Source organism: Stenotrophomonas sp. SAM-B (assembly GCF_013387485.1).
Taxonomy (GTDB): domain Bacteria; phylum Pseudomonadota; class Gammaproteobacteria; order Xanthomonadales; family Xanthomonadaceae; genus Stenotrophomonas; species Stenotrophomonas maltophilia_AA.
Genome location: NZ_JABBXB010000002.1, coordinates 220,026 through 233,281 on the forward strand (window position 1 = coordinate 220,026; position 13,256 = coordinate 233,281).

The following is a 13,256-nucleotide window of genomic DNA, read 5'->3' on the forward strand; positions in this document are numbered from 1 at the left end:
CACGAGACAACAATCACGAGGACGCAAACGGCCAGGCATATCCAGGCCCTTCGACTGCCAGCCTGGCCAAGCGAGTCGAACAGCGCGCTGAAGATGTGGCCAATGAAGTCCATGGTTCGTTTCCCTTGGAATCGGCGGCGCAATCAGAGTTCCGCGGATGCTATTTCGATCGCGGTACGCCAACTGAGTGAGGCTGTCACGACGCATGTCCTGTAGGTATTGTGTGCGGATACCCCGAGGATATACGCAAGAACTTGCCCTGCGGACTTTGCGATGTACGACCATCCGGGAATCCATCCAACCGGCTTGGGCACCAAACCGAAGGCTGCTGAACAGTCGATTATTTCCTTGGTAACGGTCCCCAGAATGTCACCAACGTCGACATTCATGTTCCAGTTGGCGGCCTGCGAGGAACTCCAGATCGACGCTGCAACGGACCTGAGTGCCGCTTGATCCTCGTCGCTGGGCATATCCGAATGCATATCGACGCCGGGAAAAGCCTCATGCGAGTGCTCAGGCGGGCGCTTTATCCCTGCTTGCGAGGAGAATCGTGCCGCCCAAACACGTAGCGCGGGATGCGGCTTTCCATCCGAGGCATCAGAGTAAAAAACGTGCCCTATAGCTTCATCATGGTAGGCAGCATGAACACGGCCATCTGCGTAGTACACGAAGGCAGCGGCATGCGTGTTGGGATGACCCATTTTCCATCCGTCGATCAGGATTCCCCCGTCTTTCAGTCGGACGGGATTGGCCATTTGTTCGAAGTTGACGGAAAACCGGGCATAGTGTGTGCCCAGTGCGTGTCGCAGACCGTTCTGGACACCCGCGACCAGAGTTACCTCCTCAAGTCCGCCGTTGGATTCCGCTGGCAACGGTTGAGCCCAAGCCGTACCCAGTGCCAGAGCCGTGCACAGTACTGCAATACGGAACTGCTTTGCCGACGTACTCATCGCATCATTTTCCTCGTCATTGGCGGCAAGTCCTCAATGCGATACGGATGCCGCACAAGGACCATAGAATAGGAATTCGTCTGTCGCCACTGAATTCTGGAAGGTGCCATGGGAACTGGGATGGGCCTCACATCCAATCGATCACGCGGCACATCAGCGACGAATTATTCCGTTGATGTAGCTCGCAGCAGAGGACGCAACGTAGCTCTCCTCAGCAAGACCAGGCTGGGCGCTGCGCTGGGCGAGACAGTGGGTGGGCTATCGTATGCTGGGTATCACGGAGTCGGTTGTGAGTGACGCATCGCATCGCATAAGTACGCACGTCCAGTCCGGCGAGCATGCGCAGGCCTATGCCGTTGGCAAGGCGGCCTTGCGTGATATGCCTGACAACCAGGCCGTGCTGTCTGCGCTTTTCGAACTGACCGCAACGCTCCGCTCCGAGTGCATGGACATGGCGAGCCGACGAATGGACGCCAGCACCACCTACGCCGCCACCGAAGCGCTTCTGCGTGAGGTCAATGAACTCACCGGGCAGGACATGTACGGTCGGCCCCGGGGCTAGCACCCCGTAGCGGCGGCGCTGCCGCCACGCTTGCTTCGGCCTGTACCCGCGCCCATGGCCGGACTGATCCGGGCAGGACTGCTGCTCCACGCCCCGACACCCTGACGACTGCCCCCCGTGCCCGGCCTGCCTGAGCGCAGCCCAGGCGGCATCGCCATGCCTGCGGTTTGGCGTGGCCATCCGCGCAGCAGGTTGCGCACACAGAAACCGCTTGACCTTCCCAGCGTGGCATGCCGGACAACGGTCGCCGGAGCCGTTCCGGTTCAGCAATCCAGACAACCAACCGCAGTCGCGAAAGGCACAACGATGACACTCACGCGCACCACCTTGATGACCCTGGCGATCGGCGCCGCCCTCGCCCTCGCTGGATGTAGAGAGACCGCACCCGGCGCGGGCTCCGCCCAGCCGCCCGGTGTGCCGGTCGCCGAGGTCATCGTCCGCCCGGTAACGCCCTTTGCCGAATTCACCGGATCGCTGACGGCGGTCAAGCAGGTGGAACTGCGCCCGCGCGTCGCCGGCTACATCCAGCAGGTCAGCGTGCCGGAGGGAAGCTTCGTGGAGAAGGGCAAGGCGCTCTTCCACATCGACCCGCGACCGTTCCAGGCCGCACGCGATGCGGCTGCCGCGCGTCTGCGCGAAGCCCAAGCGGCCTCGGCGCTCGCCCAGGCCGACCACGCACGCGCCGAGCAGCTGTTCGCCCAGAAGATCGTGGCCCGCAACCGGCTGGACTCGGCCACGGCGGCGTTGAATGCCGGCAAGGCACAGGTGGACGCGGCCAAGGCGGCGCTGGATGCCGCGCAGCTGGACCTGGGCTTCACACACGTCACCTCCCCGATCAGTGGTCGGGTGGGGCAGGTCCTGGTCACCGAAGGCAACTTCGTTGCCGCCGGGGTGACGCCGCTCACCACGATCGTGTCGATCAACCCGCTCCACGTCTACTTCGACGTGGACGAGCGCACCTATCTGCGCTCACTGGCCGCCGGCCGGACGCAGGACGCCGCCGCCGGCCCGGCAGCCGCCAAGGTCGCGGTGGCGCTGGTCACCGACAAGGACTACAGCCGCGAGGGGCGACTCGATTTCCTCTCCAACGCAGCCGATCGCGGGACGGGTACGGTGCGCGTGCGCGCGGTGATCGACAACCCCGATGGCCAGCTCACCCCCGGCCTGTTCGCCAAGGTAAGACTGGAGGCGGGTCCGTCGAAGGACCGGGTACTGGTGTCGGATCAGTCGATCAGCACCGATCAGGGCCACCGGTATGTGCTGGTGGTGGGGAAGGGGGATACGACCGAGTACCGCCCGGTGGAACTCGGTCCGGTGGTGGATGGGCTGCGGGTCATCGAGCAGGGCCTGCAGCGCGGCGATCGCATCGTCGTCAAGGGCCTGGTGCGTCCCGGCATGAAGGTGACGCCGCAGGCGAGTGCCATTGACGGTACGCCGCTCAAGGCGCCGGCGAAGAAAGGAGTGGCGCAGTGAATTTCCCGCGTTTCTTCATTGATCGGCCGATCTTTGCCATCGTGCTGTCGGTGCTGATGGTGATCGCCGGCATCGTCGCCTTCTTCCAGTTGCCGCTGAGCGAGTATCCGGCGGTGACGCCGCCTACCGTCCAGGTCACGGCGTCCTATCCGGGTGCCAATGCCAAGGTGATCGCCGAGACGGTGGCTGCCCCCCTGGAGCAGGCCATCACCGGTGTCGAAGGCATGATGTACATGTCTTCGCAGTCCGCGACCGACGGCCGGATGATCCTCACCGTCACCTTTGCCGACGGGACCAATCCGGACATGGCACAGGTCCAGGTGCAGAACCGGGTATCGCGTGCGTTGCCGCGCCTGCCTGCGGAAGTGCAGCGCCAGGGCGTGGTGACCCAGAAGACGTCTCCCGACATCCTGATGGTGGTCCACCTGCTGTCGCCGGACAAGCGGTACGACCCGCTCTACATCTCCAACTATGCCTATCTGCAGGTGCGCGATGAGCTGTCCCGCATTCCCGGCATCAGCGATGTCCTGGTCTGGGGAGCGGGCGAGTACAGCATGCGGCTCTGGCTGGATCCCAGCCTCATCGCTGCCCGTGGCTTGACCGCCGGCGATGTCATTGCCGCGGTGCGCGAGCAGAATGTGCAGGTCGCCGCCGGTTCGGTCGGGCAGGCGCCGGATTCCACCGCTGCCTTCCAGGTGACGGTGAACACGCTGGGCCGCCTGACCGACGAAGAGCAGTTCGGCGACATCATCATCCGTACCGGCGATGACGGCCAGGTCACCCGCCTGCGCGACGTGGCACGGATCGAGATGGGTGCCGATGCCTATGCGCTGCGCAGCCTGCTCGACGGTGAGCCGGCGGTGGCCCTGCAGATCATCCAGAGCCCGGGTGCGAATGCACTGGATGTGTCGGCTGCCGTGCGCGAGACCATGGCCAGGCTCGAAAAGAACTTCCCGGAGGGCCTGTCGTCGCGCATCGCGTATGACCCGACGGTCTTCGTGAGGGCCTCGCTGGAATCGGTCGCGACGACGCTGCTGGAAGCGATCATCCTGGTGGTCATCGTCGTGGTGCTGTTCCTGCGCAACTGGCGGGCCTCGCTGATCCCGTTGCTGGCCGTCCCGGTATCCCTGATCGGCACCTTCGCCGTGATGCATCTTATGGGGTTCTCACTCAATACCCTGTCCCTGTTCGGCCTGGTGCTGTCCATCGGCATCGTCGTCGATGATGCGATCGTGGTGGTGGAGAACGTCGAACGGCATATCGAGGACGGCGAGGAGCCGCTGGAGGCCGCGCGGCGTGCCATGCGCGAGGTGACCGGGCCGATCATCGCGATCACCTCGGTGCTGGCTGCGGTATTCATTCCCACGGCGTTCCTGACCGGCCTGCAGGGCGAGTTCTATCGGCAGTTCGCCCTGACCATCGCGATCTCCACGATTCTGTCCGCGGTCAACTCGCTCACGCTCAGCCCGGCGCTGGCCGGGATGCTGCTGCGACCGCGCACGATCGCACCTCCACGCGATCCGCGCAGCCTGCGTGGCCGTGCCGGGCGGGTGTTCGAGCGACTCAGCCGTCCCTTCGAGCGCGCACCGGACGCGTATGGCAATGGCGTGCGCAAACTCGTGCGGGTCAGTGGGGTAGCGCTGTTTGTTTACGGTGGATTGCTCGCGCTGACCTTGTTCGGCTTCAAGGTGGTGCCGCCCGGTTTCGTGCCGATGCAGGACAAGTATTACCTGGTGGGCATCGCCCAGTTGCCCAACTCGGCCTCGTTGGACCGCACCGACGACGTCGTCAAGCAGATGTCGAAGCTCGCACTTGCCGAGCCGGGCGTCGAGAGCGTGGTCGCCTTCCCGGGGCTGTCCATCAATGGCTTCGTCAACGTGCCCAACGCAGCGGTCATGTTCGTCATGCTCGATCCGTTCAAGGACCGTACGTCGCCTGACCTCGCGGCGACGGCGATCGCAGGACGCCTGCAGGCGAAGTTTGCCGGCATCCAGGATGGCTTCCTTGGCGTCTTCCCGCCACCGCCTGTCCCGGGGCTGGGCGCTACGGGCGGCTTCAAGATGCAGATCGAGGATCGCGACGGGGTGGGGCTGGACGCCCTGGTCCAGCATACCCAGATCCTGATGATGAAGGCCACCGAATCCGGCCAGGTTGCCGGGTTGATGACCAGCCTGGATGTCAACGCGCCGCAGCTGGACGTGGTGATCGACCGGACCAAGGCCAAGAGCCAGGGCGTGCCCTTGGCGGATGTCTTCGAGTCCCTGCAGGTCTACCTGGGCTCGCTGTACATCAACGACTTCAACCGCTTCGGTCGCACCTACAAGGTCACCGCCCAGGGTGACGCGGAACATCGCATGCAGGCCGAGGCGATCGGTCAACTGCAGGTGCGCAATGCCGCCGGTCAGATGCTGCCGCTGTCGTCATTCGTGACGGTCACGCCGAGCTCGGGTCCGGACCGTGTCATCCACTACAACGGCTATCCCTCCGCCGACATCTCCGGTGGCGCGCCACCCGGGGTCAGCTCGGGGCAGGTCGTGGCGGTGATGGAACGCCTGGCCAAGGAAGTGCTGCCCGAGGGCGTGAGTTTTGAGTGGACCGAGCTGACCTACCAGCAGAAGCTGGCCGGCGACGCGGCGCTGTACATCTTCCCGCTGTGCGTGCTGCTCGCCTACCTGATCCTCGCCGCGCAGTACAACAGCTGGTTGCTGCCGTTGTCGGTGCTGCTGATCGTGCCGATGTGTCTGCTCAGCGCGATCGGCGGGGTCTGGCTGATGGGGGGCGACAACAACGTGTTCGTGCAGATCGGCCTGATCGTCCTGGTCGGGCTGGCGGCGAAGAATGCGATTCTCATCGTCGAGTTCGCCCGGACGCTCGAGGCGGAGGGATGGGCCACCGTGGATGCGGTGGTGGAGGCGTGTCGACTGCGGCTGCGTCCCATCGTGATGACGTCGCTGGCCTTCATCGCCGGTGTGGTGCCGCTGGTACTGGCGACCGGTGCGGGCGCCGAGATGCGCCAGGCGATGGGCGTCGCGGTCTTTGCCGGCATGTTGGGGGTGACCGTGTTCGGCCTGTTCCTGACGCCGGTGTTCTATGTGGTGATCCGCCACATTTCGTCCCGCTTCGAGAGGCGCAAGCGCGGCGCCAGCCATCCTGCACAGGAGAGTGCGTCGTGAACGATCGTCGTCGCAGGGTGTTCCTGCTTCCCCTTGCCGCAGGCGTGATGCTGTCCGCGTGCGCGTCCGTGGGGCCCAACGTCTCCTCGCCGGCGCTGCCCAACCTGCCGTCGGCGCCGTTTCCAACGGAGTTCAACGTGGGGTCGGCCGGGCTTTCACCCGGTGCGGTGGACGCGGCGTGGTGGCGGTCCTTTGACGATCCAGTGCTGACCTCGCTGATCCAGCGCGCATGGGCGGCCAACCATGACATCGGGCTCGCCGCCGCACGCCTGGACGAAGCCAAGGCGATGCTTCGCGAGAGTCGGCAGGGCTTCCTGCCGCGAGGCAGCGTAGGCGTGGGGCATGAGAACCGCCGGCTGGGCGAGGTGGAACGCGGACCGGGCCAGGCGCGCCGGACCGAGACCTATCGGGCTGCAGTCGATGCCTCCTGGGAGATCGATCTGTTCGGCCGTGTCCGCCGCTCGGCGGAAGCGGCACGGGCCGACGCCGGGTCACGCGAAGCGCTGGTGCGCGATGTGCAGGCCAGCGTGGCCGCGGCGGTTGCGGCCACCTGGTTCGAGCTGGGCGGGCTGGAGGCGGAGCTCGGCGTGGTTGCCGAGATGACGCGGAGCCAGCGCGACAGTCTGCGGCTGGTCGAGGGGCTGGTGGAGGCCGGCTCGGCCAACGAGGTCGACCGCCTGCGGGCGGACGCCGCGCTGCGCGCCGTTGAGGTGGTGGCGCCCGAACTGGCGCACCGCCGCACCGTGGCCTCGAACGCGCTCGCCCTCCTGTTGGGTGAAACACCGCAGACCTTCGCCGCACCCTCGACCGCAACCGCACGCGACGTGCTGGCGGTCCGCAGGATCGCCGTGGGTGACCCCGCGGCGCTGCTGGCACGGCGTCCGGACATCGAAGCGGCGGAGTTGAGCCTGGCGGCAGCGACGGCACGCATCGGGGTGGAGACTGCGGGGCTGTATCCGCAGATCGAGGTGCAGGGGTCGATTGGCGTGGTGGCGGGCAGCCTGGGCTCCACGGGCGGCAGTTCGGCGCTGTCCAGCCTTCTGGCACCGCTGCTGCGCTGGTCCTTCCTGGATAGCGGGCGGGTCCGCGCCCGGATCGCGGCGAGTGAAGCACGAGCCCGGGAAGCGCTGATCCGCTACGACCAGACCGTGCTGCGTGCACTGGAGGAAACCGACAACGCGTTCGATGCCTTCAGCGCGGCCGGCGATGCGCTGCAGCTCCGGCTCCAGGAAGCATCCGCCACGGGTCAGGCAGCAGACCTTGCACGCGCGCAGTTCGCCCACGGGGAGGGCATCTATCTGGATGTCCTGGATGCGGAACGGGCCGACTTCGCCAGCCGGCGTGCCTTGGTGGTAGCCCGGACCAACCAGCGCCTGGCCATCGTCAGCATCTACAAGGCGCTGGGCGGTGGCTGGCTGCCCTGCACGCGGGAAGCGATCGACTGTGGTGGCGCACATGGGTGAGCGACAGCCATGACCCGACACGTCGAACTACGCGCTGCAGGACGAACCGTGTCCTCAGGGCAGGGCGCCTGCGTCAGGACGATCTCCACGCCGATGTTTTCTTTACGCCGGAGACGGCTGCATGAACGGAAACCAATGTACGGGCGGAGATCACAGAACAGGTGATTGACATTGCCACGCTGTCAACGCCGAAGGTGGTTGCTGTACCACTCAATCAGGAAAACACCATGCTCCAGTTCCACATTCCCAACATGACGTGCGGTTCCTGCGCCAGGCCGGTGAGAGATGCCCTGCTGAGCGTCGACCCGCTGGCACAGATCGAAACCGACACGCCGGCGCGACAGGTGCGCGTGGAATCCGCGCTGGACGAGGCCGCCTTCATTGCGGTGCTGGCAGAGGCGGGGTACCCGCACCAGCCGCAGCCGCGCCCGTAATTCCCTTTCTCGAGGAGAAACGTCACATGTTCATGAAACAGCTTCTTACCTTCGGCGTCGCCGCCCTCGGTACCGTGGCCGTGCCGTCTTCGGCGTCCGACGCATCGATCAAAGGCGCCTTTGCGCTTTCCGGTACGACCGAGAAGGTCATCGCCCAACTGTCCATCGAAGAAACCGGCCCGCTGTCCCGCGATCTGCTCATCACCTTCGCCGACAAAACCACCGGGAAGCGCATCGCGCAGTTTGACGAGGAGCTGACACAGGAGCTCCATGTGCTCGCGACCGACAGCGCATTCTCCACCTTCCTGCACGAGCATCCCGGAAAAGCGGGACCGGACGGTCAGTTCCGGGTCGCGATGACCTTCCCCAAGCCCGGCGTTTACCATGTCTTCGCCGACGCAATGCCGACCGGGCTGGGCCAGCAGGTGGTTCGATTCGACGTCAACGTGAGTGCCCCCGCCGGCGCGACTTCCTCCCAGCCGGTTTCGGCCCCGAGGGAAGGGACCGATGGTCCGTATACCGTCCAGCTGGACAAGGCCGGTCTGCAGGCGGGCAAGGAAAGCATGTTGAACCTGACGGTGTTGAAGAACGGCACGCCGGCGCAGGACCTGGGCCTGTACCTGGGCGTGCCGGCCCATGCGGTGTTCGTGGGCACCGATGACCTTGCCTACGTCCACGCGCATGCGATGTCCGCCGATGCCGCCAAAGGTGCACACGGCGGCCACGGCGCAGCGCATCCGCAGGCCGGACCGGTGTCGGCACGGATGATGCTCCACGCACAGCCGCCTCATGCGGGCCGATATGCACTCTGGATCCAGTTCATGGCGAGTGATGAAATCCGCACGGTGCCGTTTGTCGTGGATGTTGCGAAGGGCTCGTAGGCCACCGGTTCCAACCTCTCTGTAGCCGTGGCCGGGGTCAACCCCCGGCCACACCTGTTGGCGCACAGCGCTGGTAGATCTATTGCTTCACGCTGGACGGGCTCGCCTTCCTGCCACGAAGCAGCAGGCTGCCAGCCGCGCAGCCCAGCATGGCGACTCCCGCCACCAGGAAGGCGTCGCTGTAGGCAAGCAGCAGCGCCTCACGATGGATGATCCGGTCCAGCATCGCGAAGGCCTGCTGCCGCTCCAGTGCGAGGCCACTGCCGTAGAGGGCCGTCGCACTATCCACCGGCACCTTCGCCAGCATCCTGACCAGCTCGACCACACGCACCTGGGTCGCCTCCGCGAACGGCGACACTGATTCCGCGATGTGCAATGCATGCAGCCGTTCCCGGGTCACGATGAACTGGCTGGCCACGGCGATGCCGATGGCACCGCCGACATTGCGCACCATCGAGAACACCCCCGCCGCCGAACCCAGTTCCGCGCGCTCCAGTCCTTCCACGGCCATCACGCTGAGCGCGACCACGATCAGCGATTGGCCGATGCCGCGTACGATCAGCGACGGCACGATGACGTTGCTCGCCGCATTGGCGTCCAGGTGGATGTTCATCAGACAGCCCACCGCCATGATGACGAAGCCCAGCACGATGGCCGTTCTTACGCTTGTGCGTCTCATCAGCGGCGGCGTAGCGAAGGACATGATGAACTGCACGATGCCGTAGGGAATCATGGTCAGCCCGATCTGGCGCGCGTTGTAGCCATGCACGTCGGAGAAGTAATTGGGAATGAGGAAGACCACCCCGAACACCACGGCACCGAAGGTGAACTGCATCAGGCTGGCCAAGCCGAAGTTGTAGCTGGAAAGCAGTCGCAGATTGAGGAAGGGCTCCTTGCGGCGAAGCTCGATGACGACGAATGCCACCAGGCCGACCGCGGCAACGAGGGAGGCCTCGATGATGAACGACGACGAGAACCAGTCCTTGCGCCCGCCTTCCTCCAACATGATCTGCAGTGCGGACAGACCCAGCGCCATGGCGATGATCCCACCCCAGTCGCCCTTCCTGAACTTCTCCAGCGCCATCGGCTCCGGCCGGATCGACCAGCCGATCGCAGCCAGAAGCAGCAGCCCGGGTGGGACCTGGAGATAGAAGATCGCGCGCCAGGAATAGGCATCGGTCAGCCAGCCGCCCAGCGAGGGCCCCGCGGCCTGTGCAACGTTGTTTGCAATGGCGAACAACGCCATGCCGAAGGGATGCTTCGAGGAGGGCAGCTCGGTCACGATGAGCTGGAAGGAAAGCGGGATGAGGACGCCGCCAAAGGCACCCTGCAGTGTGCGCGCCAGGATCATTGCGTTGATGTTGGGCGCTATCGAGCAGGCCATCGAGAAGATCACGAAACCAGCAGCCCCTACCATCAGGACGCGACGGACGGTGAACACCGCCGCCAGCCACGCCGCCAGCGGAATCACGATGATCTCCGCCACGAGATAGGCGGTGGTGATCCACGAGCCTTCTTCGAAGGTGGCGCCCAGCGAGCCGCGCACATCGGGCAGCGACGCATTGGTGACATGGACGTTCATGCCCGCCATGAAACACCCGACCACGCCGCCGATCACCGCGACCCAGGAGCGCAGGGAGACCGATTCTTCGCCAGGCAGTGCAGTGGCGGCGGTCATGGATTGGATTCCGGTCGGGTATTGATTGAGGCCACGACCGACATTCCCGGCCGGAGGTTGGAGAGCGTCGGCTGGTCGGCATCCACGGCGATGCGCACCGGGATGCGCTGCACGATCTTGGTGAAATTCCCGGTGGCGTTATCCGGCGGCAACAGCGCGAACTGTGCGCCGGATGCAGGCGCGAAGCTCTCTACGCGGCCTTTCAGCACTCCGCCACCCAGCGCATCGACCTCGACTTCCACACGTTGGCCGGGTGCGACGCCCTCCAGCTGTACTTCCTTGTAGTTGGCGATGACGTAGACCTCGTTCGGTACGATCGCCATCAAAGGGCTGCCCGGACCGACGTACGCTCCCACCCGCGCGGCACGTTGGCCGATGGTTCCCCCCATCGGCGCGCGGATCACGGTGTGTTCGAGATCAAGGTTTGCCAGCGCCAAGCCGGCTTCGGCCTGCAACAACGCTCCGCGCGCTTCCTCCAACGCGGCAGTTGAGCGTTGTCGCTCTGTCGTCAGCACCCTCGCATAGGCTCTGCTCGCCTCGGCGGTGGCACGCGCGGCCTGCACCGCGGCTGCGGTACGCGTCGCACTGGCGTCGGCGGCTTCCAGGTGCCGTGCATCGGAGGCCTGTTGGTTCTCCAACGCTCGTTCACGCCGATACTCCAGGGTTGCTTGGCGATGATCAGCCTGGCGCGCCTGCACGTCTGCGGTCGTCGCGGCGATCACACTGCGTTGCCGTTCGCCTTGCGCATCAAGATTGGCAATGGCCGCGTATTGCGCGTCCAACGCTGCCTTTGCGGCCGCGACCGCACCCTCGGCCCGGGCCACGCGCATGCGGTAGTCCCGATCATCGAGCGTCGCCAACACATCGCCCTTGGCGACGCGTTGGTTGTCACGCACCCCCACGTTGACGATGTAACCAGTGACGCGCGGACTGATGGTGGCGATGTCAGCCCGGACATAGGCGTTATCGGTGCTGACCATGAAGCGGCCGGCTGTCCACCATCGAATGCCTGCGCCACCGGCAGCCAGCAGGCACAGCGCGATCGCGCCTATCACCGCGGGGCGGCGTGTCTTGCGGATCAGCGAACCGGACGCATCGGCATGTGCGCTGCGGGAAGGAGTTGTATTGGTCATGTTGGCTATCAGAGGAGGGGGAAGGGGGTTCAGCGCGCCGCATCGACAGCGCGAGTGATCACAGGTCGGCGTACCGCGGGCGCCTGTTCCCAGCCGCCACCGAGGGAGCGGAACAAGGCCACCTGGTCCGAGGCAACGTCGGCCTCCGCCGAGGCGAGCATCGCTTCCGCCTCGACATTCCGGCGCTGCGCATCCAGCGCATCCAGTTCACTTATCGCGCCGGCGCGGCGGCCCACCCCGGCCAGGCGGGCAGCCTCGCGGCTCTGCTGGACTGCCATTGCCAGGGCGCTCTGCCGGCGCACTGCCGCCGCGTAGGTGGCGAGCGCCTGCTTCACGTCTTTGAGTGCCGTCAGGATCACGGCGTCGAAGCGTGCAAGTGCGGCCACTTCCTGGGCCTCGGCCTTGGCTATCTGCGCACGCGCGGCGTTGCGGTTGGGAAAGTGCCAGGACAGTGCCGGCCCCACACCCCAGACGATCGAGCCGTGGTCGCGCATGCCGTCCATGGTCGGCGCGGAACTGGCTACGGAACCCAGGATGGACACTGTCGGATACAGACTGGCCATGGCTACGCCGATGCGCGCGGTACTGGCCTCAAGCCGCCGCTCCGCCTCGCGGATATCCGGCCGGCGCTGCAGCAGTGCTGTCACGTCTCCGATCGGGATCGGTGCCGTCAGTTGAGGCACGCTGACACAGCCCGTCGCAGGGGGGGACAGATGATCCGGGGGACGTCCGGTCAGCACGGCCAGTTCGTACAACGCATTCTGCCGCGCGGCTTCGATGGCCGGAATTGCTGCACGTGCCTGTTCCATCAGCGCCGCCGAGCGCGCGACATCCAGTGACGTCGTGCCACCCGCATCACGCAGCGCGGTCTTCAGTTCCAGGCTGCGCGTGACTACGGCGAGCGACCTTTGCGCCACTTCTGCGCGCGCGGCGAAGCCACAGCTGTCCAGGTAGGCACGCGTCGTTTCGGCGGCTACGACAACGCGAACACTGTCTTCAGCGGCCAGGGTTGCCGCCTCGTCGGCGCGGGCGGCCTGGATGCTGCTGGCGATCTGGCCAAACAGGTCGAGCCGCCAGCCTGACGAAAGCCCCGCGGTGTAGCGCGGTCCGGTGCGTACCCCGGTTTGATCCAACGCGGCTGCGATCTGGTCACTGACCGTGCTGCCATACCCGATGTCGCTGGACACGGTGGTGACCGGCAGGCGACTGTCCTGGCGTTCCAGGAGCATCGCGTGGGCTTCGGCGAGATTCGCCGAAGCCACCCGCAGGTCGCGGTTGTTCTGCAGCGCCTCGCTGACCAGCGCATCCAGCGTGGGGTCCTGATAAAGGCTCCACCATCGAGGCACGGTGGGCAGGCCCACGCTCGTGCTGTCTGATGGGTTCAACGATGGCGCTGCGTCGAGGGTGGAACGGGGGGAGCGCGTTGGACCCACGGCGCATCCGGAGAGGGCGGTGGTAGCCAGCAAACACAACAAGAAAGGACGGGAAACGATCATGGACGAGGGGCTT

10 protein-coding genes are annotated in these 13,256 nt (G+C 65.5%); 6 read left to right on the plus strand and 4 right to left on the minus strand.

Annotation, left to right across the window (positions count from 1 at the left end):
- Window positions 1–143: 143 nt before the first annotated feature.
- Entirely contained in the window at window positions 144–950 is an 807-nt protein-coding gene (locus HH110_RS19375) for a hypothetical protein (RefSeq protein WP_241696418.1), read from the minus strand.
- 289 nt (window positions 951–1,239) lie between these two features.
- On the opposite strand from HH110_RS19375, the gene HH110_RS05285 reads away from it, so the two are divergent.
- The 6 genes from HH110_RS05285 (at window position 1,240) to HH110_RS05310 (ending at window position 8,936) form a co-directional block, all read left to right on the plus strand.
- The gene (locus HH110_RS05285) at window positions 1,240–1,512 is read left to right on the plus strand and encodes a hypothetical protein (protein WP_176988685.1); all 273 of its coding nucleotides are present in this window, start codon (window positions 1,240–1,242) and stop codon (window positions 1,510–1,512) included.
- A 306-nt stretch (window positions 1,513–1,818) separates the two neighbouring features.
- Window positions 1,819–2,985, plus strand: coding sequence for an efflux RND transporter periplasmic adaptor subunit (locus HH110_RS05290; protein ID WP_176988686.1), 1,167 nt, complete (start codon window positions 1,819–1,821; stop codon window positions 2,983–2,985).
- The gene (locus HH110_RS05295; RefSeq protein ID WP_176988687.1) at window positions 2,982–6,158 is read left to right on the plus strand and encodes a multidrug efflux RND transporter permease subunit; all 3,177 of its coding nucleotides are present in this window, start codon (window positions 2,982–2,984) and stop codon (window positions 6,156–6,158) included. The genes HH110_RS05290 and HH110_RS05295 overlap by 4 nt, the downstream gene beginning before the upstream one ends.
- Window positions 6,155–7,621 (plus strand): TolC family protein, encoded by a 1,467-nt coding sequence (locus HH110_RS05300; protein WP_342589220.1) that lies wholly within the window; start codon window positions 6,155–6,157, stop codon window positions 7,619–7,621. Before HH110_RS05295 ends, HH110_RS05300 begins: the two co-directional genes overlap by 4 nt.
- Before the next feature lie 161 nt (window positions 7,622–7,782).
- On the plus strand, window positions 7,783–8,055 hold the full coding sequence (locus HH110_RS05305; RefSeq protein WP_342589221.1) for a heavy-metal-associated domain-containing protein: 273 nt from the start codon (window positions 7,783–7,785) through the stop codon (window positions 8,053–8,055).
- A 26-nt stretch (window positions 8,056–8,081) separates the two neighbouring features.
- Entirely contained in the window at window positions 8,082–8,936 is an 855-nt protein-coding gene (locus HH110_RS05310; protein ID WP_176988688.1) for a hypothetical protein, read from the plus strand.
- Between the two features lie 79 nt (window positions 8,937–9,015).
- On the opposite strand, the gene HH110_RS05315 is transcribed toward HH110_RS05310, so the two are convergent.
- The 3 genes from HH110_RS05315 to HH110_RS05325 are packed head-to-tail and all read right to left on the minus strand — an operon-like array spanning window position 9,016 to window position 13,243.
- On the minus strand, window positions 9,016–10,614 hold the full coding sequence (locus HH110_RS05315; RefSeq protein WP_176988689.1) for a DHA2 family efflux MFS transporter permease subunit: 1,599 nt from the start codon (window positions 10,612–10,614) through the stop codon (window positions 9,016–9,018).
- The gene (locus tag HH110_RS05320; protein ID WP_176988690.1) at window positions 10,611–11,747 is read right to left on the minus strand and encodes an HlyD family secretion protein; all 1,137 of its coding nucleotides are present in this window, start codon (window positions 11,745–11,747) and stop codon (window positions 10,611–10,613) included. The genes HH110_RS05315 and HH110_RS05320 overlap by 4 nt, the downstream gene beginning before the upstream one ends.
- Window positions 11,748–11,776: 29 nt before the next feature.
- The gene (locus tag HH110_RS05325; protein ID WP_176988691.1) at window positions 11,777–13,243 is read right to left on the minus strand and encodes an efflux transporter outer membrane subunit; all 1,467 of its coding nucleotides are present in this window, start codon (window positions 13,241–13,243) and stop codon (window positions 11,777–11,779) included.
- Between the last annotated feature and the right edge of the window lie 13 nt (window positions 13,244–13,256).